Origin of the sequence: Streptomyces lavendulae subsp. lavendulae (assembly GCF_002803845.1) — a bacterium.
Classification (GTDB): Bacteria; Actinomycetota; Actinomycetes; order Streptomycetales; family Streptomycetaceae; genus Streptomyces; species Streptomyces lavendulae.
Genome location: NZ_CP024985.1, coordinates 2,989,670 through 3,009,034 on the forward strand (window position 1 = coordinate 2,989,670; position 19,365 = coordinate 3,009,034).

Annotated in this window: 15 protein-coding genes; 6 read left to right on the forward strand and 9 right to left on the reverse strand. The window is 73.1% G+C overall.

Features of this window, described 5'->3' with window-relative positions:
- Positions 1-39: 39 nt before the first annotated feature.
- On the reverse strand, positions 40-522 hold the full coding sequence (locus SLAV_RS12460) for a hypothetical protein (RefSeq protein ID WP_030235960.1): 483 nt from the start codon (positions 520-522) through the stop codon (positions 40-42).
- A gap of 150 nt (positions 523-672) precedes the next feature.
- Positions 673-2,187, reverse strand: a complete 1,515-nt coding sequence (locus SLAV_RS12465) for an MFS transporter (RefSeq protein ID WP_037687969.1) — start codon at positions 2,185-2,187, stop codon at positions 673-675.
- A gap of 141 nt (positions 2,188-2,328) precedes the next feature.
- Here SLAV_RS12465 and SLAV_RS12470 point away from each other — a divergent pair, with 141 nt between their 5' ends.
- Positions 2,329-3,333 carry an Lrp/AsnC family transcriptional regulator gene (locus tag SLAV_RS12470; protein WP_037687967.1) on the forward strand — a complete coding sequence of 335 codons (1,005 nt, stop codon included), beginning with the start codon at positions 2,329-2,331 and terminating at the stop codon, positions 3,331-3,333.
- A gap of 10 nt (positions 3,334-3,343) precedes the next feature.
- On the opposite strand, the gene glgP is transcribed toward SLAV_RS12470, so the two are convergent.
- From glgP to SLAV_RS12490, 4 genes are all read right to left on the reverse strand, one after another.
- Positions 3,344-5,980, reverse strand: a complete 2,637-nt coding sequence (glgP, locus tag SLAV_RS12475; protein ID WP_030235951.1) for an alpha-glucan family phosphorylase — start codon at positions 5,978-5,980, stop codon at positions 3,344-3,346.
- 109 nt (positions 5,981-6,089) lie between these two features.
- Positions 6,090-7,004 (reverse strand): hypothetical protein, encoded by a 915-nt coding sequence (locus tag SLAV_RS12480; RefSeq protein ID WP_030235948.1) that lies wholly within the window; start codon positions 7,002-7,004, stop codon positions 6,090-6,092.
- Positions 7,005-7,049: 45 nt separating this feature from the next.
- Positions 7,050-7,559, reverse strand: a complete 510-nt coding sequence (locus SLAV_RS12485; protein ID WP_030235945.1) for a hypothetical protein — start codon at positions 7,557-7,559, stop codon at positions 7,050-7,052.
- A 3-nt stretch (positions 7,560-7,562) separates the two neighbouring features.
- Positions 7,563-8,147 (reverse strand): GNAT family N-acetyltransferase, encoded by a 585-nt coding sequence (locus SLAV_RS12490; RefSeq protein WP_030235943.1) that lies wholly within the window; start codon positions 8,145-8,147, stop codon positions 7,563-7,565.
- A 335-nt stretch (positions 8,148-8,482) separates the two neighbouring features.
- Here SLAV_RS12490 and SLAV_RS12495 point away from each other — a divergent pair, with 335 nt between their 5' ends.
- The 4 genes from SLAV_RS12495 (at position 8,483) to glgB (ending at position 16,064) form a co-directional block, all read left to right on the forward strand.
- Complete coding sequence (locus SLAV_RS12495) at positions 8,483-10,477, forward strand: alpha-1,4-glucan--maltose-1-phosphate maltosyltransferase (protein ID WP_030235940.1); 1,995 nt, start codon at positions 8,483-8,485, stop codon at positions 10,475-10,477.
- Entirely contained in the window at positions 10,474-12,180 is a 1,707-nt protein-coding gene (gene treS, locus SLAV_RS12500) for a maltose alpha-D-glucosyltransferase (RefSeq protein WP_030235938.1), read from the forward strand. The genes SLAV_RS12495 and treS overlap by 4 nt, the downstream gene beginning before the upstream one ends.
- Positions 12,181-12,336: 156 nt before the next feature.
- Positions 12,337-13,773, forward strand: coding sequence for a maltokinase N-terminal cap-like domain-containing protein (locus SLAV_RS12505; protein WP_051841248.1), 1,437 nt, complete (start codon positions 12,337-12,339; stop codon positions 13,771-13,773).
- Entirely contained in the window at positions 13,770-16,064 is a 2,295-nt protein-coding gene (gene glgB / locus SLAV_RS12510; RefSeq protein ID WP_030235932.1) for a 1,4-alpha-glucan branching enzyme, read from the forward strand. Before SLAV_RS12505 ends, glgB begins: the two co-directional genes overlap by 4 nt.
- On the opposite strand, the gene trxA is transcribed toward glgB, so the two are convergent.
- Together trxA and SLAV_RS12520 are read right to left on the reverse strand one after the other, a co-directional pair.
- The gene (gene trxA, locus SLAV_RS12515; RefSeq protein ID WP_030235931.1) at positions 16,054-16,413 is read right to left on the reverse strand and encodes a thioredoxin; all 360 of its coding nucleotides are present in this window, start codon (positions 16,411-16,413) and stop codon (positions 16,054-16,056) included. The two genes, glgB and trxA, sit on opposite strands and share 11 nt — an antisense overlap.
- A 36-nt stretch (positions 16,414-16,449) precedes the next feature.
- Positions 16,450-16,890, reverse strand: a complete 441-nt coding sequence (locus SLAV_RS12520; RefSeq protein ID WP_030235929.1) for a MerR family transcriptional regulator — start codon at positions 16,888-16,890, stop codon at positions 16,450-16,452.
- 408 nt (positions 16,891-17,298) lie between these two features.
- Here SLAV_RS12520 and SLAV_RS12525 point away from each other — a divergent pair, with 408 nt between their 5' ends.
- On the forward strand, positions 17,299-17,922 hold the full coding sequence (locus SLAV_RS12525) for a helix-turn-helix domain-containing protein (RefSeq protein ID WP_030235927.1): 624 nt from the start codon (positions 17,299-17,301) through the stop codon (positions 17,920-17,922).
- Between the two features lie 115 nt (positions 17,923-18,037).
- Here the strand turns inward: SLAV_RS12525 and SLAV_RS12530 are convergent, their stop codons facing one another.
- A complete protein-coding gene (locus tag SLAV_RS12530; protein ID WP_030235925.1) occupies positions 18,038-19,063 on the reverse strand; it encodes an ATP-dependent 6-phosphofructokinase in 1,026 nt (341 codons plus the stop codon).
- Positions 19,064-19,365 lie beyond the last annotated feature (302 nt).

Here is a 19,365-nt window from a genome sequence, read left to right on the forward strand (position 1 = left end):
CCCCGTGGGGTGCCGGGCCCGTCGTGCCGGGGGGGGGGATCAGCCGCGTGAGCCGACGACCCGGCCGAAGAGGTCGCCCGCGCGGTCCCGCACGGTGCGCGGTCCGGCGCTGCGGTCCTCGTCCTCCCAGTCGTCGCCGTCGTGGCGGCCGTGGTGCCCGTCGACCGGCTTGAAGTAGACCGACCGGACGTTGAGGTTGTGGGCCCGGTCGCCCGGGAACACCGTCTCCTCGGCCTCGCCGCCGCAGTTGCCGTTGCGGTAGACCAGCGCGATGGAGTCCGTCTCGTTCTTCACGGCGTACGCCGGGTGGCGCTGGGCGTGGGTGAGCTGGTAGCAGGTGTCGTTGTCCCCGGGGTGGATCTGACCGGTGCGGGCCTCGCCGTCCCCGTCGGTGAAGCGGTAGAAGAAGGTGCCGAGGCTGTCGTGGTGGGGATCGTGGCCGAAGGCCAGGGACTGGCCGGCCGTGGGGAGGACGAGCGCGAGGGACGCGAGCAGCCCCGCCGCGGTGGTACGAAGACGCATGATCGTTCCGTTTCTCGGGTTCCGGCGGTGCCCTGATCGGGCGGGCACCGCGGGCAGCGTAGGAGCGGACCCGAGGGCGGGACGGGCGCGGCATGCTCAGTGCGTTCGAAGGTTCACCCTCACGGAACGCCTCTGAGCCATCCGCCTCCCTCAGACGGAGGTCCGCTCGGAGGCGGCCGCCGCCGGGGCGGAGGCCCGGGCCGGGACCGGGGCCCCGGCGGCCGGGCGGCGGATCAGCAGCGCCACCAGCAGCGCGCCCGCCACGCCCATCACCCCCGAGGCCAGGAACGTCTCCCGCAGCCCGCTCGCGAAGGCCGCCTCCACCCACCGCGCCGCGTCCGGGGCCTCGGCGAGCAGCCGCCCCGCCCCGCCGGAGGCCAGTACGTCGGCCGTCTGGCGCGGCCGGCCGTCGAGCCCGGAGACCAGCCCGGCGTGGAACACCGCGCCCAGCACCGCGATCCCGAGGGCGTTGCCGAGCTGCCGGGAGGTGTTCAGGGCGCCGCCCGCCATGCCCGCGCGGGCCGGTGCCACCGAGGCCATCGCTACGGCCGCGAGCTGCGGGGTGGCCATCCCGACGCCGATGCCGGTCAGCACCAGCCCCGGCACCAGTGCCGTCCAGCCGTCACCGGGGTCCGTCATCCAGGCCTGGAGCAGCGCCCCCGCGCCGATCAGCAGCAGTCCGCCGGCGATGGTCAGCCGCGGCGGGGCCGCGTGCAGCAACCGCCCGGCCAGGGCCGAGACCACGAAGGCGGCCAGGCTCATCGGCACCAGCACCAGACCGGCCTGGACCGGCCCCATGCCCTCGGCGGACTGGAGCCACAGGGAGACGTACATCAGGTATGAGAAGGCCGCGCCGGACAGCAGCAGACCGCCCGCCATGACGGCGACGAAGTGCGGGCTGCGGAAGAGCGAGAGGTCCAGCATCGGCTTGGTGCTGCGCAGCTCGACGAGGACGAAGGCGGCGAAGGCGACGACGGCCAGCCCCAGCAGGCCGAGGGTGGCGGCGGAGGTCCAGCCGTTCTCGCCGACCCGGATCAGGGCGTAGGTCAGGGCCCCGGCGCCCGCCGTGAAGGTGACCATACCCGGCAGGTCCAGGCCCGTGGCCCGCGGGTTGCGGGACTCGGCCACCGCCTTGACGGTCACGTAGACGGCCAGGGCGCAGAAGGGCAGGTTGATGAAGAAGATCCAGCGCCAGCCGAAGTGCTCGGTCAGCAGCCCGCCGACGATCGGCCCGGCCGCGGCGGCGGCGCCGTTGACCGCTCCCCAGACGCCGAAGGCGATCCCGCGGTCGCGGCCCTGGTAGGCGGAGCTGAGCAGGGCCATGGTGGTGGCGAACATCGCCGCGCCGCCGAGCCCCTGGACGGCGCGGAAGGCGATCAGCGCCTCCGGGCCGGTCGCCAGGCCGCAGGCGAGGGAGGCGGCGGCGAAGACGGCGAGCCCACCGAGGTAGACGCGGCGCCGCCCCATCCGGTCGGCGAGCGAGCCCGCGCCCAGCAGCAGGGCGGCCAGGGCGAGGGCGTAGACGTCCATCACCCACTGGAGTCCGGCGAAGCCGGTCTTCATGTCCTCGGCCATGTCCGGCAGGGCGACGGTCACGATGGTGACGTCGACCAGCAGCATGAAGGCCCCGAGGCACACGGCCGTCAGGGGGAGCCATTTGCGCATGGGGGTTCTCCTCGGTCGCTGATCCCGGGAGGGGTGTGGGTCCCGGTGCCCCCAAGGTCCCAGCGCCGCGTGCCCGCCCCCGAACCAGCGGGCCCCCCGTGCCGGATTTCCCTCATCGGAGCGCCTGGGATGATGGAAACCATGAACGACGTGGAGCTGGACGCCCTCGACCGGTCCCTGGTGCAGGCCCTCGTGATCGACGGCCGGGCCCCCTTCAGCCGCCTCGCCGAGGTACTGGAGGTCTCCGACCAGACGGTCGTGCGCCGCTACCGGCGCCTGCGGGCCACCGGCCTGATCCGGGTCGTCGGGCTGCCGCAGGGCAGCCGCGTCGGCCTGTTCGAGTCCTGGCTGCGGGTGCAGTGCGCCCCCGATGCGGCGCTCCCGGTGGCGGAGGCGCTCGCCCGCCGGCCGGACATCGCGTGGGTGACCCTGAACTCGGGCGGTACGGAGGTCCACTGCATGACCCGGGCCCGGACCCGCAAGGACCGGGACGCCCTGCTGCTGGAGAAGCTGCCGCGCACCCGCCGGGTGACCGGCATCAGCGCCCACACCATCCTGCGGAAGTTCTTCGGCGGGCCCGACGCCTGGCCCGGCATCGACGTGCTGCGCCCCGACCAGATCGCGGCCCTGGAACGGCCGCCCGTGGAGCCCGGTCCCGAGCGCTACGTCCTGGACGAGACGGAGCTCGCGCTGCTCTCGGTGCTGGGCCGGGACGGCCGCGCCGGGTATCCGGAGCTGGCCCGCGCCACCGGCCTGTCGGAATCGACCGCCCGGCGGCGGGTGGAGCGGCTGCGCGATCTCGGGGCGCTCTTCTTCGACGTGGAGTTCGTCCCGTCGCTCTTCGGCATCGAGGCGGAGGCCACGCTGGTGCTGACCGTTCCCCCGGCCCGGCTGGCGCAGGTGGGCGAGGCGTTGGCGGGCCACCACGAGGTGGCCTTCGCGGCGGCCGTGACGGGGTCGGCCTCCCTGATGGCGGTGGTGGTCTGCCGGGACACCGACGCGCTCTACACGTACCTGACCGAGCGGATCGGCGCCGTGGACGGCGTCGGCCAGGTGGAGGTGATCCCGAGCCTGCGCAGCGTGAAGCGGGCCGGGATGCTGGTGGAGGACGGGCAGCGGCTGGTGGACCCGCCGCCCGTCCCCTGAGGGCACCGCGTCAGCGCAGCACCACGCCGCCCACCGGTTCGGCGTCCACCGGGGCGGCGACCAGACCCAGTTCGGCCGCCGTCGCCAGCAGCGGGTGGCTCGGCAGGACCCGCACGGTGTAGCCGAAGGGCCCCGTGCGGTCGAGGGCGAGCGGGCCCTCGTAGACCCAGCGGCCCTCCAGGTCCGGTCCGACGGCGGGCTTGAGCGGGAAGGTCCGGGCGTCCCGGATCACGTCCTGCGCGTCGACCCGGCCCGCGACGGCCTGCACCTCCACGTCGTCGGGTGCCAGCGAGTCCAGCGCCACCCGGACCCGCAGGGTGAGGGTGGCGCCCAGCTCGGCGGTGCCCCCGACGGGCGCCGCCGCGACGGCCTCCACGTGCTCGACCGCCACCCGCGGCCAGGCCGCCCGGACGCGCCCCTTCCACCAGGCGAGGTCCCGCGCGGCGGCGGGGTCCAGGGCCCGGTGGGAGAGGGCGGCGGGGGCGTAGAGCCGCTCCACGTACTCCCGCACCATCCGCCCCGCGAGCACCTTCGGGCCCAGGGACACCAGGGTGCGGCGGACCATCTCGATCCACCGCACGGGCAGCCCGGTCCGCCCGGTCCGGTCGTAGAACCGGGGTGCGACGCGGCTCTCGATCAACTCGTAGAGGGCGCCCGCCTCCAGGTCGTCGCGCCGGTCCTCGTCGGTGCCCAGGCCGTCGGCGGTGGGGATCGCCCAGCCGAAGTCGGGCTCGAACCACTCGTCCCACCAGCCGTCGAGGACGGAGAGGTTGAGGCACCCGTTGAGGGCGGCCTTCATCCCGCTGGTGCCGCAGGCCTCCAGCGGCCGCAGCGGGTTGTTCAGCCAGACGTCGCAGCCCGGGTAGAGCTTCTGGGCCATGGCCATGCCGTAGTCGGGCAGGAACACGATCCGGTGGCGCACCCGCGGGTCGTCGGAGAAGCGCACCAGCTCCTGCACCAGGCGCTTCCCGCCGTCGTCGGCCGGGTGCGCCTTGCCCGCGACGACGATCTGCACGGGCCGTTCCGGGTCCAGGAGCAGCCGGCGCAGCCGCTCGGGATCGCGGAGCATCAGCGTGAGCCGCTTGTACGAGGGCACCCGGCGGGCGAACCCGATGGTCAGCACGTCCGGGTCCAGGACGGAGTCCACCCAGCCCAGTTCGGCGTCGGCGGCCCCGCGCTGCTTCCACGAGGCCCGCAGCCGGTCCCGCACCTCCTGCACCAGCTGCTCGCGCAGGGCCCGGCGTACGTCCCACACGTCCTGGTCCGCGATCTGCGCGACCGCGTCCCAGCGCGGCGAACCGCCGACCGCGAGAGCGTCCTCGGTGCGCCCGGGCCCGATCTGGCGGGCGCCGAGCCGCATCACCTCGGGGGCGACCCAGGTCGGGGCGTGCACCCCGTTCGTGACGGACACGATGGGCACGTCGGCCGCGTCGAAGCCCGGCCAGAGCCCGGCGAACATGCCGCGGCTGACGGCCCCGTGGAGGGTGGAGACCCCGTTGGCGCGCTGGGCCAGGCGCAGCCCCATGACGGCCATGTTGAACACCCCGGGGTCACCGCCCGGGAAGGTCTCGGCCCCGAGCTCCAGGATCCGCTCGACCGGTACGGAGGGCAGCTCGCCGCCCTCGCCGAAGTGCCGGGCGACCAAGGAGCGCTCGAAGCGGTCGATGCCCGCGGGCACGGGGGTGTGCGTGGTGAACACGGTCCCGGCGCGGACCGCCTCGACGGCGGCGTCGAAGCCGAGCCCCTGCTCCCCTTCCAGTTCCCTTATGCGCTCCAGGCCCAGGAACCCGGCGTGGCCCTCGTTGGTGTGGAAGACCTCGGGGGCGGCGTGCCCGGTGATCCCGCAGTAGGCGCGCACGGCCCGGACGCCGCCGATGCCGAGCAGCATCTCCTGGAGCAGGCGGTGGTCGCTGCCGCCGCCGTAGAGCCGGTCGGTCACCTCGCGGGCGGCGGCGTCGTTGTCCTCGACGTCGGAGTCGAGCAGCAGCAGCGGTACCCGCCCGACGCGGGCCTGCCAGATGTGCGCGTGCAACGACCGCCCGCCCGGCAGGGTGAGCGACACCCGGGCGGGGGTCGCGTCCTCGTGGCGCAGCAGGGTCAGGGGCAGTTCGTGGGGATCGAGGACGGGGTAGTGCTCCTGCTGCCAGCCGTCGCGGGAGAGGGACTGGCGGAAGTAGCCGTGCCGGTACAGCAGCCCGACACCGATGACGGGGACGCCGAGGTCGCTGGCGGCCTTGAGGTGGTCGCCGGCCAGGATCCCGAGGCCGCCCGAGTACTGCGGCAGCGCGGCGGTGATCCCGAACTCGGGGGAGAAGTAGGCGATGGCGGCGGGGAGCTCGGCGGTGTTCTCCTGGCTCTGGTACCACCTCCCGCCGTGGACGTAGTCGTCGAGGTCGGCCGCGGCGACGGCGAGTCGCCGCAGGAACCGCCGGTCGGCGGCGAGTTCCTCCAGCCGGGCGGCGGGCACGGACCCGAGCAGCCGGACGGGGTCGCCGCCGGCGGCCTGCCAGCCCTCGGGGTCGACGGATTGAAAGAGTTCGCGGGTTTCCGTATGCCACGACCAGCGCAGGTTGCGCGCGAGTTCGGCGAGCGGCATCAGGGGTTCCGGGAGGACGGGGCGCACGGTGAATCGACGGATGGCCTTCACGTGTACCACCTTCGCAGGGGATGACGGATAGGAGCGGCCGCACCACGCTGTGCACCCGCGCAACGCCCCCGGAAGGCTAGCGTCGCCCCCGGCCGCGGGCCATCCCGCCTCAGCCCGTGCGGCCGGGCCGCAGCAGTGCGTCCAGGTAAGTGCGGGGCCGGGCCGGGAGGGTGGCGGCGTCCAGGGCGTGCAGGAGCGCGAGGTGCGGGGGGCCGAGGAAGGGGGCCAGGCCCAGGAGGGCCGCGAGCTCGGACTCCAGGGCGGCCGGGTCGGTCTCGGCGACGGCGGCACGGGCCAGGGCGGCACAGAGCATCCGTCCCGCCTCCGGGTCGACGACGGGTGCGGCCGCTCCGCCCGTGCCGGCTGCTCCGCCTGTTCCGCCCGTGCCGCCTGTTCCGCCCGTGCCGGCGGCTCCGGCCGCGTCCGCCGCCCCGGCGGCGGCCAGGGCGCGGACGCGGGGGTCGGGTGCGCGCAGCCCGCGTACGCACTCCCGCGGGCGGGGGTCGGCGTCGAGGCGCTCCCACTCCCCCAGGCCGCGCGCCCCGGGCCCGGAGAGCAGCACCCGCCCGGTGCACCCGGAGTCGAGGCGGTCGGCGGCCCGGCCGTAGAGCTCGATGCGCTCCAGTACGGTCCACGCCCCGTCCGGGGTGCGCAGCCACAGCCCGGTGCGCGGGGCGCCGCGCAGGCAGCGCACGACGGCCAGGGTGGCGGCGCCGTTGGGCCGCACGGGCGCGGAGATCTGGAGCCGGCCGGCCCGCGCGAGGAGCCGGGCGAGCACGGGGGAGTCGGAGCGGACCAGGCCGAGCCGGTGCAGGTCCCCGTCGGTGAGTCCCGCTTCGACGGCGGGCAGCGCGTCGAGCTGGGCCGCGAGCGCGCCGGGTTCCGTCTCGGCGCCGGCCGCCCGCACGAGGGCCGCGCCGATCGCCTCCTCCGCCTCCGGCTCCCACACCCGCAGCGCCACCCGGCGTGCGGCGGCCTCCCGTTGCCGGGGGTCGGGATGTCCGAGCTGCTCCGTCAGGCCCATGCCCGGCATTGTCCCGCGTGCGCGGGGCGCGGCGGACCGCCGGCATCATCTCCCGTGGCCGAAGTTCCACCGGGCCGGCAGGTCGGCGTCGCACAGGGCGCACACGTACCACTCCTCCCTGACGACGTTGCACGCGCGGCAGCTCTCGCACCGGCGGAAGACCACCGCGTGGGTGAAGCCCTCCGGGCGGTGGATCCCGGCCCGGTCCAGGGCGGCGGCGACGGCCCGCCAGGCCGTCAGGTCGGGGCAGTAGCCGGTGGACAGGTTGCTCACCGCGTCCACCGTCCACGGCCCGGCGGCGCCCCGCAGGAAGCCCATCTCCCCCGCCGCCCGTACCGGTTCGCCGCCCGCGCAGACGACGTGCTCGCTGCGCCGGGGCGCGATCCGCAGCACCCCCTCCCGGTCGACCACGTAGGTGCAGGGCTCGCCCGGGTCTCCGGGGAGGGGCTCCAGGTCCCCCGGGCCGCGCACGGCCCGGCCGCGGACCCCGGGGCGGACGAGGGCGGCCGGGCCCGGCGGGCCGACGTACGGGAACAGGGGCGGCGGGGCGGCCACCGGCTACGCCGGCTCCGGGTCCGTCGCCAGGCGGGCGTGCAGGTGCTCGTCGTGCCAGCCGTCCGCGTGGTGGAGGGCGCCGCGCATCGTGCCCTCCAGGGGGAAGCCCGCCCGGACGGCGACGGCGCAGGAGGCCGGGTTGGCCACCGAGTGGCAGATCCGCAGCCGGTGCAGGCCGAGGTCGTCGAAGGCCCACCGGGAGACGGCCCGTACGCCCTGCACCGTCGCGCCGCGCCCGCGCCCGCGGGGCAGCAGCCAGTACAGGAACTCCGCGCTCGAACCGCTCACATCGATGTCGCCGAGGCCGACGAGCCCGACGGCCGGAGCCGGGCCCGGTTCGGCCAGCGCCCACACCGCGGCCTCCCCCGCCTCCCAGCGCAGGCCCCAGCGCCGGACGCGGGCGGCGGCCGATTCCGGGGATTCCGGCTCGGGCCGGTTCCAGTGCCGTATACCGGGGTCCGCGTACGCCTCCACGAGGACCGGTGCGTCCGCCTCCCGCCAGGGCCGCAGCTCCATCCCGCAGGGCAGCGCGAACACCGGCTGTGGGGCCCTGGTGGCAGGTGGGGCGGGGGATGTCTCGGTGTACAACGGCTGCTCCTCGCCGACTTGACGGAGCCTCGGCGGATGTCGATCCATCCCCTGGACTTCCGCGTGCCACTACGTACGAGTAGTTAACCAACAGCACGGATTGGGCGGGGTGTGAGTGGGGCAGGGCTCTGCGGGTACGCGCGGTACACGCACGGTGCACCCGCCCCCAACCTTTCCCCGCCACCCGAGTGAACGCGGACAGGAGCGGCCATGCCCGCAGCCCAGCCGTCTTCCGAGCGGCTAGAAACAGAGCGAACAGAGCGTGCACTACCGGCCGTCATCACGGCCGGCCTGTTGTCACCGAGCCCTGCGAACTGCCCCCAGGTGATCCCATCATGATCGGTCGCATTCCCGTGCTGGACGTCCGCCCCGCCGTCGACTGCGGCGCCAGACCCGCCAAGGCGGTCGTGGACGAGGTCTTCGAAATCTCCGCCACCGTGTTCCGAGAGGGCCACGACGCCGTGGCCGCGCACGTCGTACTGCGCGACCCCAGCGGGCGGCTGCGCCCGCCCGTCCCCCTGACCGAGCTCGCCCCCGGCACCGACCGGTGGGGGGCCCGGGTGTCCGCCGAGGTCGAGGGGAGGTGGACCTACACCGTCGAGGCGTGGAGCGATCCGGTCGCCACCTGGCGCGCCCACGCCGCCATCAAGATCCCGGCGGGCCTCGACACCGGACTGACCCTGCTCGAAGGCGCGGAGCTCTACACCCGCGCCGCGGCCAAGATCCCCAAGCGCGACGGACGCGAGGCCGTACTGGCGGCGGCCGACGCGATGCGCGACGAGGACCGGCCGGTGGAGCAGCGGTACGCGGCCGCGCTCGCCCCGGCGGTCGACGCGGCGCTGGCCAGGCGCCCCTACCGGGAGCTGGTCACCGCGGCCAAGCCGCTGCCCCTGCAGGTCGAACGCAAGCGGGCCCTCTTCGGTTCCTGGTACGAGATGTTCCCGCGCTCGGAGGGCGCGGTGGTCGAGCCGGACGGGGCGCCGGTGAGCGGCACCTTCCGGACGGCCGCCGAGCGGCTGCCGGCCATCGCCGCCATGGGCTTCGACGTGGTGTACCTGCCTCCCGTCCACCCCATCGGCTCCACCCATCGCAAGGGCCCCAACAACACGCTTTCGGCAGGGAGTTGGGATCCGGGCGTACCGTGGGCGATCGGTTCCACGGAGGGCGGGCACGACGCCGTCCACCCCGAGCTCGGCACCATCGAGGACTTCGACGCCTTCGTCGCCCGCGCCCGCGAGCTGCGCATGGAGATCGCCCTCGACTTCGCCCTCCAGTGCTCCCCGGACCACCCGTGGGTGGAAAAGCACCCGGAGTGGTTCCGCCACCGCGCGGACGGGACGATCGCCTACGCCGAGAACCCGCCGAAGAAGTACCAGGACATCTACCCGATCCACTTCGACGCCGACATGGCCGGCATCGTCGCGGAGACGGTCCGGATCCTGCGGCACTGGATGGACCACGGCGTGCGGATCTTCCGCGTGGACAATCCGCACACCAAGCCGGTCGTGTTCTGGCAGAAGGTGATCGCGGACATCAACAAGTCCGACCCCGACGTGATCTTCCTGGCGGAGGCCTTCACCCGGCCCGCCATGATGCGCGCGCTCGCCGCGATCGGCTTCCAGCAGTCGTACACGTACTTCACCTGGCGCAACACCAAGGCCGAGCTGACCGAGTACGTCACCGAGCTGTCCGGGGACCGTTCGGCCTCCGTGATGCGGCCGAACTTCTTCGTGAACACGCCCGACATCCTGCACGAGTACCTGCAGAAGGGAGGCCGGCCGGCCTTCGAGGTCCGGGCGGTCCTCGCCGCCACCCTCTCCCCCACCTGGGGCGTCTACGCCGGCTACGAGCTCTGCGAGAACGAGCCGGTGCGCGAGGGCAGCGAGGAGTACCGGGACTCCGAGAAGTACGAGCTGCGGCCGCGCGACTGGGCCGCCGCCAACCGCGAGGGCCGCTCCATCGCCCCGCTGATCACCACCCTGAACCGGCTCCGCCGGCGCAACCCCGCACTCCAGCAGTTGCGCGACATCCACTTCCACTCGACCGACAACGAACAGGTGATCGCTTTTTCGAAGCACGCCGGAGCCAATTCCGTACTGGTGGTCGTCAACCTCGATCCGCACCACACCCAGGAGGCGACGGTCTCGTTGGACATGCCGGTACTCGGCCTCGACTGGCACGGGTCCCTCGCGGTGCGCGACGAGCTCACCGGCGAGACCTACCACTGGGGCAGGGCGAACTACGTGCGCCTAGAGCCGGGCCGCACGCCCGCGCACGTACTGGCCGCCCTGCGACCGTCCCCGCCCACCGGAGGGTCACCCACCACATGATGATCAACGATCCCGTCCACGACACCTTCGAGGACACCCCCGCCAAGGACCGCGATCCCGACTGGTTCAAGCGGGCGGTCTTCTACGAGGTGCTCGTCCGCTCCTTCCACGACAGCAACGGCGACGGCGTGGGTGACCTCAAGGGGCTCACCGCGAAGCTGGACTACCTCCAGTGGCTCGGCGTCGACTGCCTGTGGCTGCCGCCGTTCTTCGCCTCGCCCCTGCGCGACGGGGGCTACGACGTCTCCGACTACACCTCCGTGCTGCCCGAGTTCGGCGACCTCGCCGACTTCGTGGAGTTCGTCGACGCGGCCCACACCCGCGGCATGCGGGTGATCATCGACTTCGTCATGAACCACACGAGCGACCAGCACGAGTGGTTCCAGCAGTCGCGCAAGGACCCGGACGGACCGTACGGCGACTACTACATGTGGGCCGACAACGACAAGCAGTACCAGGACGCCCGCATCATCTTCGTCGACACCGAGACCTCGAACTGGACGTACGACCCCGTACGCAAGCAGTACTACTGGCACCGCTTCTTCTCGCACCAGCCGGACCTCAACTACGAGAACCCGGCGGTGGTGGAGGAGATCGTCTCCGCGCTGCGCTTCTGGCTGGACCTCGGCATCGACGGCTTCCGTCTCGACGCCGTGCCCTACCTGTACGCCGAGGAGGGCACCAACTGCGAGAACCTCCCCCGTACCCACCAGCTCCTCAAGCGGGTCCGGGCCGAGATCGACGCGCACTACCCCGACACCGTGCTGCTCGCCGAGGCCAACCAGTGGCCCGAGGACGTGGTCGACTACTTCGGGGACTTCGCCAAGGGCGGGGACGAATGCCACATGGCGTTCCACTTCCCCGTCATGCCGCGCATCTTCATGGCGGTGCGAAGAGAGTCCCGCTACCCCGTCTCCGAAATCCTGGCCAAGACCCCGGCGATCCCGGACCGCTGCCAGTGGGGCATCTTCCTGCGCAACCACGACGAGCTCACCCTCGAAATGGTCACGGACGAAGAGCGCGACTACATGTACGCCGAGTACGCCAAGGACCCGCGGATGCGGGCCAACATCGGCATCCGGCGCCGGCTCGCCCCGCTCCTGGACAACGACCGCAACCAGATGGAGCTGTTCACCGCGCTCCTGCTGTCGCTGCCCGGCTCGCCGGTGCTCTACTACGGCGACGAGATCGGCATGGGCGACAACATCTGGCTCGGCGACCGCGACGGGGTCCGCACCCCGATGCAGTGGACCCCGGACCGCAACGCCGGTTTCTCCTCCTGCGATCCGGGCAGGCTGAACCTGCCGGTCATCATGGACCCGGTCCACGGGTACCAGGTCACCAACGTCGAGGCGGCCATGGCGTCGCCCTCCTCGCTGTTGCACTGGACCCGGCGGCTGATCGAGATCCGCAAGGCCAACCCGGCCTTCGGCCTCGGTTCGTACACCGAACTGCCCTCGTCCAACCCGGCGGTCCTCGCGTTCCTGCGCGAGTTCGGGGACGACCTGGTGCTGTGCGTGCACAACTTCTCCCGTTTCGCGCAGCCCACCGAGCTGGACCTGCGGTCGTTCAACGGGCGGGTTCCCGTGGAACTCACGGGTGACGTGCGCTTCCCGCCGATCGGCGAGTGGCCGTACCTGCTGACCCTGGCGGGCCACGGCTTCTACTGGTTCCGTCTGCGGAGCGAGAAGCGCTCCGACTGACGGGGCCGATGTACGGGGCGGGCACTCATTTGGGTCAATCGCCCGCCCCTGTACGGATCATCCTGACCCGACACTCGCCCATACCGGAGAAGCAACTGCCGCGCATCCGGGACACTCTGCGCATTCTGTGACGGCCCGGGGAAAGGACGCGACGCCATGTCGGAGGCTGCATCCGCCCGGAGCCGGCTGGCGGCCGACCGGGCCGCCGGGATCGCCCCGCTGGAACCGATGCTGCGGGCCTGGCTGCCCACGCAGCGCTGGTTCGCGGGCAAGGGCCGCGCCATCAGCAGGCTCAGGGCCGTCTCCGCGGCCGAACTGCTGCCGCCGGGGTCCACCCCCGGCCTGCTGCACCTGCTCCTCGACGTGGACGGGGACTGCTACCAACTCCTGCTCGGCATCCGCCCGTCCCCCCTGCCGCCCGCCCTCGGCCCCGCCCTGATCGGGCACGTCGACAGCGGGCCGTACACGGGCCGGACGGTCTACGAGGCACTGGGCGACCCCCGGCTGGCCTCGATGCTGCTGGAGCGGCTGCGCTCCCCCGGGACCCTGGGGCCGCTGCGCTTCGACCGGGACCCCGGGGCCCCCGTCCCGGCCGGGCTCACCCCCCGTCCGTTGTCCGGGGAACAGACCAACTCCTCGCTGATCTACGGGGATTCGTACATCCTGAAGGTCTTCCGCCGGGTCGGTCCCGGGGTCAACCCCGACCTGGAACTGCCCAGAGCCCTGGCCGCCGCCGGCTGCGCCCGGGTACCCGCCCCGGTCGCCTGGTACGAGGCCGATCTGCCCGGTGGAGAACCGTTGACCCTGGGCGTCCTCCAGCCCTACCTGCGCGGCTCCGACGACGGCTGGCAGCTGGCGCTGCGCCGGCTCGGCGCCGGGGCCGACTTCACCGCCGAGGCGCACGCGCTGGGCCGGGCCACCGCCGAGGTGCACAGCGCCCTGGCCGCTGCCCTGCCCACCCTGGCGCTCGGCCCCGAGCAGACGGCCCGGCTCGCCGCCGGGATGACCGCGCGGCTCGCCGCCACCGTCCGCGAGGTGCCCGCCCTCCAGCCCTACGAGGCCGGGCTGCGCGGGGCCTTCGACGCCCTGGCCGCCTCCCGGGGCGCCGGGGTCCCCGCCCAGCGCATCCACGGCGACCTGCACCTGGGGCAGACCCTGCGCACCGCCGACGGCAGCTGGTCGCTGATCGACTTCGAGGGGGAGCCCGCGCGGCCGCTGGCGGACCGGCGGCGGCCCGAACCGGCCGTGCGCGACATCGCCGGGATACTGCGCTCCTTCGACTACGCCGCCCGCTCGCACCGGCCGTTCGCCCCCGCCTGGGCGGACGCCTGCCGGTCCGCGTTCTGCGAGGGCTACGCCCGCACCACCGGCCGCGACCCCCGCGAGGACCCGGTGCTGCTGCGCGCGTACGAGACCGACAAGGCGGTGTACGAGGCCCGTTACGAGTCCCGGCACCGCCCCGACTGGCTGCACGTCCCGATGGCGGCGATCCGCCGTCTGTCGGAACCCCAGCGACCCGCCCACCGCATGCCCCCGCCGGTCACCCCCGGCACCACTCCCCACCCGAAGCCCCCGAGGAGGCCGCTCGCGTGAGCGCCGCACGACAGCCGTCACCGACCGTCCGCGACAAGGCCGCACCCGAGCCCGCCGCACCGGCCGCGCCGAAGGGGGCCCGCGCCCCCCGGGCCCGCCGCGCCGCCCCGCCCCACGGGGTGCGGCCGGCCCCCGCGCTGGCCGCGGAGGAACGGGCCCGGCTGCTGGAGGGCCGCCACCACGACCCGCACGCGGTGCTGGGGGCCCGCACGCAACGCGGCGGGGTGGCCTTCCGGGTGCTGCGCCCGTACGCGAAGGCCGTCACGGTCGTCGCCAAGGGGCTGCGGACGGAGCTCGTCGACGAGGGGGACGGGCTGTTCTCCGGGCTGCTGCCGCTGACCGGGGTGCCGGACTACCGGCTCCTGGTGACGTACGACAGCGACGAGATCGAGGTCCACGACCCCTACCGGTTCCTGCCCGCCCTCGGCGAGCTGGACCTGCACCTGATCGGCGAGGGCCGGCACGAGGAGCTGTGGACGGCGCTCGGCTCGCAGCCGATGGAGCACCAGGGGGTGGCGGGCACCCGGTTCACCGTGTGGGCGCCCAACGCCCTGGGCGTGCGCGTGACCGGGGACTTCTCGTACTGGGACGCGGTCGCGTACCCGATGCGCTCGCTGGGCGCGAGCGGCGTGTGGGAGCTGTTCCTGCCGGGGGTCGCCGAGGGCGCCCTGTACAAGTACGAGATCACGCGCCCGGACGGCGGCCGCACCCTGCGCGCCGACCCGATGGCCCGGTACGCCGAGGTCCCGCCGGCCAACGCCTCGATCGTGACCGCCTCCCGGTACGAGTGGCAGGACGCGGAGTGGATGGCCCGGCGCGGGGCCCTGGCGCCGCACCAGGCGCCGATGTCGGTGTACGAGCTGCACCTGGCGTCCTGGCGGCCGGGGCTCTCGTACCGGCAGCTGGCGGAGCAGCTGCCGGCGTACGTGAAGGAGCTGGGCTTCACGCACGTGGAGCTGATGCCGGTCGCCGAGCACCCCTTCGGCGGGTCCTGGGGCTACCAGGTCACCGGGTTCTACGCGCCGACCTCGCGGATGGGCACGCCGGACGACTTCCGCTTCCTCGTCGACGCGCTGCACCGGGCCGGGATCGGGGTGATCGTCGACTGGGTCCCCGCGCACTTCCCGCGCGACGACTGGGCGCTCGCGGAGTTCGACGGCCGGCCGCTCTACGAGCACCAGGACCCGCGGCGGGCCGCGCACCCGGACTGGGGGACGCTGGAGTTCGACTACGGCCGCAAGGAGGTCCGCAACTTCCTGGTCGCCAACGCCGTGTACTGGTGCCAGGAGTTCCACGTGGACGGGCTGCGCGTGGACGCGGTGGCCTCGATGCTGTACCTGGACTACTCGCGCGACGAGGGCGACTGGTCGCCGAACGCGCACGGCGGCCGGGAGGACCTGGACGCGGTGGCGCTGCTCCAGGAGATGAACGCGACGGTGTACCGGCGCTTCCCGGGCGTGGTGACGATCGCGGAGGAGTCGACGGCCTGGGACGGGGTGACCCGGCCGACGGACTCCGGCGGGCTGGGCTTCGGCCTGAAGTGGAACATGGGCTGGATGCACGACACGCTGCGCTACGTGTCGAAGGAGCCGGTGCACCGCAAGTACCACCACCACGACATGACCTTCGGGATGGTGTACGCGTTCAGCGAGAACTTCGTGCTGCCGATCTCGCACGACGAGGTGGTGCACGGCAAGCGTTCGCTGGTGTCGAAGATGCCGGGCGACTGGTGGCAGCAGCGGGCCACGCACCGCGCCTACCTGGGCTTCATGTGGGCCCATCCGGGCAAGCAGCTGTTGTTCATGGGGCAGGAGTTCGCGCAGGGTTCGGAGTGGTCGGAGACGTACGGCCCGGACTGGTGGGTGCTGGACTCCTCCTACCCGGCGGCCGGTGACCACCTGGGCGTACGGAGCCTGGTGCGCGACCTGAACCGCACGTACACGGCCTCGCCCGCGCTGTGGGAGCGGGACAGCGTGCCGGAGGGCTTCGCGTGGGTGGAGGCGGACGCCGCCGACGACAACGTGTTCGCGTTCCTCCGGTTCGCGCGGGACGGCTCGCCTCTGCTGTGCGTGTCGAACTTCTCCCCGGTGGTGCGGCACGGCTACCGGATCGGGGTGCCGCAGGAGGTGGGCCAGTGGCGCGAGGTCCTCAACACCGACCTCGAACCGTACGGCGGGAGCGGCGTCCACCACGCCCGTGCGCTGCGCCCCGAGCCGGTTCCGGCCCAGGGGCGTGCGGTGAGCCTGCGGATGACGCTCCCGCCGATGGCGACGGTCTGGCTCAGGCCGTAGCGACCGGGCGCTGCTCCAGGTGCTCTTCGAGTTCCTGGAGCAGCTTCCGCTTGGCGCGGGCGCCGACCATCTGGCGGACGGGCTCGCCGCCCCGGAAGACGAACAGCGTCGGGGCGGCCAGGACCCCGTAGCGGGCGGCGGTGGCCGGGTTGCGGTCGACGTCGATCTGGACGACCTTCAGCCGGTCCGCCTCCTCGGCCGCGACGGCGGACAGGACGGGGGCGAGCTGGCGGCAGGGTCCGCACCAGTCCGCGGTGAACTCCACCAGGACGGGCCGGTCCCGCTCCTGCAGTACCTCGGCGGTGAAGTCGGCGTCGGTCACTTCGGGTACGCCGTGGGCGCGGGTCATGTGGTTCCCCTCTCGTACGGGTGGTGCGGTCGCGGATCAGCCGGTCATCTCGCAGCGCGGCGCGGGCGGCTCCCCGCCTCCGTCCCCGGCGGTGTGCCCGGCGGCTTGCCCAGCCGCTTCGCCGGCGGCTTCCTCGGCGGCGGCCAGCTGCCGGGCGACCTGCTCGCGGACGCCGGCGAGCTGGCCGATGAGGCCGTCGAGTTCGCCGAGCTTGCGCCGGTAGACGGCGAGCGAGGCCGGGCAGGAGTCCCCGGCCGGATGGCCGGCGCGCAGGCAGTCGACGAAGGGGCGGGTCTCCTCCAGTTCGAAGCCGAAGTCCTGGAGGGTGCGGATCTGCCGCAGCAGCCGCAGGTCGTCCTCGTCGTAGTCGCGGTAGCCGTTGCCGGTCCGCCGGGCGGCCAGCAGCCCGCGTGATTCGTAGTACCTGAGGGTCCGTGTGCTGGTCCCGGCCCGCTTCGCCAGTTCGCCGATGCGCATGGACCGACCGTAGGGCTTGACGCGGACGTCAAGGCAAGGGCGGGCGCGGGCCGGGATTCCGGGGACCCTCGCCACCCCCGTGCGCGAGGGTCCCCGACAGGGATCACGTACGGGGCGGATGTCCGGTTCGGGGCCTGTGACGGGGATCACTCCACGAGTATCGGCGGACACCTGAAATGGAGTGGCTGAATCCGTACGCTGATATTGGATCTTCTCTTGATCCGATTACCGGACAGTCGCTGAGAAACCTGACCAAAGCGTCGAACTCCATAGGACTTTCCTACGAGTTATGAGCTTGTTTGATTGGTTGGTAGTCGGCACGCCTCGGCCACTCCTACGGTGTGCCGTGTGCACTCCAGCCCACCTTTCAATGCCCCCGCCGCGCGTCGCCTGCGCGCGGCCCTGGGCATGGCTCCCGGTCATGTCGCCTATGGCCTGCGCGCCCAGTACGGACTGCTCGTCGCGCCCGAAACCGTGATGGCGTGGGAACGGGGCGAACAGTCCCCCACCTCCGCCGAGCTCACGGCGCTCGCCGGCGTGCTCTGGTGCGCCCCCGGCGAGCTGCTCGCCGAGCCCGTCTCGCTGCGCGAACACCGCTTGGCCCGGGGCCTGGACCCCGAGGACCTGGCCCGGCGGATCGGGCTGGACGCGAGCGCGTACCAGAAGATGGAGGACACCGGGCGCTGGAAGGGCAACGAGCGGCAGTCCGCGGCCCTCGCCTCGGTGCTCGGCCTGACCCTGGCCCAGTTCGTGGCGGCGACCGGCAAGCAGGAAGAGCTCGCCGGGCTGCTGCGCAGCGCGGTCACCACCCGCTGGCAGGCGTACACGAAACCGCTGGCCAAGCTGCTGCCGGTACCCAAGGCCCATCTGGAGCGGGTCCTGGAGACGATGCACAACGACTACCAGTCCCGGATGGTGGCCACCCTGAGCTGGGGCGGCGGCGGGGGCGCGGCCGGGACCGGGGACGCGGGCCGGGAGTTCCTCGCGGAGATCGTGGACCGCTTCTGGGCACTGGCCGGCGGTGCGGGATAGGCCACACCCCCGTCGCGGCGAAGCGGCTCCGGGCGCTCCACGAGGGCGACGCCCGGGGCCGTTCGGCGCGCAAATGGGGTCGAAGGTCCCGGCCGGCGGGGCCTGCCGGACCTCGTCAGAAGACGGACTCGGCCTCGTACATCCGGTTGTCCGGGACGGTCTTCAGCTCGGTGACGGCGTGGGCCAGCGGGGCCATCACGATGTCGGTGCCGCGCAGGGCCGTCATGTTGCCGAAGTCGCCGCGGTGGACGGCCTCCACCGCGTGCCAGCCGAAGCGGGTCGCGAGGACGCGGTCGTAGGCGGTGGGGGTGCCGCCGCGCTGGACGTGGCCGAGGATGACCGGGCGGGCCTCCTTGCCCAGCCGGTGTTCCAGCTCGACGGCGAGGCGGTTGCCGATGCCGGCGAAGCGCTCGTGACCGTAGGCGTCGATCTCGCCCTTCTCGTAGGGCATGGAGCCCTCGGCCGGGTGCGCGCCTTCGGCGACGCAGATGACGGCGAACTTCTTCCCTCGGGAGAAACGTTCCTCCACCATTTTGACCAGGGCGTCCACCTCGAACGGGCGCTCCGGCAGGCAGATGCCGTGCGCACCTCCGGCCATGCCCGACTCCAGGGCGATCCAGCCCGCGTGCCGGCCCATGACCTCGACGACCATCACGCGCTGGTGCGATTCGGCGGTGGTCTTCAGGCGGTCGATGGCCTCGGTGGCGACCATGACGGCGGTGTCGAAGCCGAAGGTGCGGTCGGTGGAGGAGATGTCGTTGTCGATGGTCTTCGGTACGCCGACCACCGGCATCCCGGCGTCGGACAGCATCCGGGAGGCCGTCAGGGTACCCTCGCCGCCGATCGGGATCAGCGCGTCGATCTCGTAGCGCCGGGCCAACTCGGCTGCGTTCTCGGCCGCTTCGTGGAGCCGGGCGCGCTCCATGCGCGCCGAGCCGAGAATGGTGCCGCCGCGGGCGAGGATGCCGCTGACGGCGTTGATGTCGAGGGGGCGGTAGTGACCGTCGAGGAGGCCCTTGAAACCATCTTCGAAACCGATGACCTCGTCCCCGTGACCGACCACGGCGCGGTGTACGACCGACCGGATGACAGCGTTCAGGCCCGGGCAGTCGCCGCCTGCGGTGAGAACTCCGATACGCATCGTGCTGTGTCTCCTGCTCCTGGTCGTCCGCGGCCGGGCGCGTGCGGGCGGACGGCCGTACAAGATGAAGGGCGTAATGGTGAACCCTGTCCGATTGTTCCACGCTCCGAGGAGCCCGCGCTCTTCGTGCCACTCCGCCGGCAGGGCCTTTCGACCCTCCCCGGCAGGCCTTTTTCCCGGTGGGCGTCGTATCCATCCGCAGAGGTATTGTCAAGAGGTCAAGCCCACACCAATCGGGACAACCGAGCCGAAGATCGCCCCGCCAAGCGGCGGGGCCGGACCGGCGCACACATCATGGGACG

Bases quoted from the DNA above. Each gene is read 5' to 3' on its own strand.
- SLAV_RS12525 (WP_030235927.1), top strand. From the start codon at position 17,299: ATGGCTCCCGGTCATGTCGCCTATGGCCTGCGCGCCCAGTACGGACTG.
- SLAV_RS12495 (WP_030235940.1), top strand. From the start codon at position 8,483: ATGATCGGTCGCATTCCCGTGCTGGACGTCCGCCCCGCCGTCGACTGC.
- SLAV_RS12505 (WP_051841248.1), top strand. From the start codon at position 12,337: ATGTCGGAGGCTGCATCCGCCCGGAGCCGGCTGGCGGCCGACCGGGCC.
- SLAV_RS12480 (WP_030235948.1), bottom strand. From the start codon at position 7,004: ATGGGCCTGACGGAGCAGCTCGGACATCCCGACCCCCGGCAACGGGAG.
- SLAV_RS12460 (WP_030235960.1), bottom strand. From the start codon at position 522: ATGCGTCTTCGTACCACCGCGGCGGGGCTGCTCGCGTCCCTCGCGCTC.
- SLAV_RS12530 (WP_030235925.1), bottom strand. From the start codon at position 19,063: ATGCGTATCGGAGTTCTCACCGCAGGCGGCGACTGCCCGGGCCTGAAC.
- SLAV_RS12465 (WP_037687969.1), bottom strand. From the start codon at position 2,187: ATGCGCAAATGGCTCCCCCTGACGGCCGTGTGCCTCGGGGCCTTCATG.
- trxA (WP_030235931.1), bottom strand. From the start codon at position 16,413: ATGACCCGCGCCCACGGCGTACCCGAAGTGACCGACGCCGACTTCACC.
- SLAV_RS12470 (WP_037687967.1), top strand. From the start codon at position 2,329: ATGAACGACGTGGAGCTGGACGCCCTCGACCGGTCCCTGGTGCAGGCC.
- SLAV_RS12520 (WP_030235929.1), bottom strand. From the start codon at position 16,890: ATGCGCATCGGCGAACTGGCGAAGCGGGCCGGGACCAGCACACGGACC.
- treS (WP_030235938.1), top strand. From the start codon at position 10,474: ATGATGATCAACGATCCCGTCCACGACACCTTCGAGGACACCCCCGCC.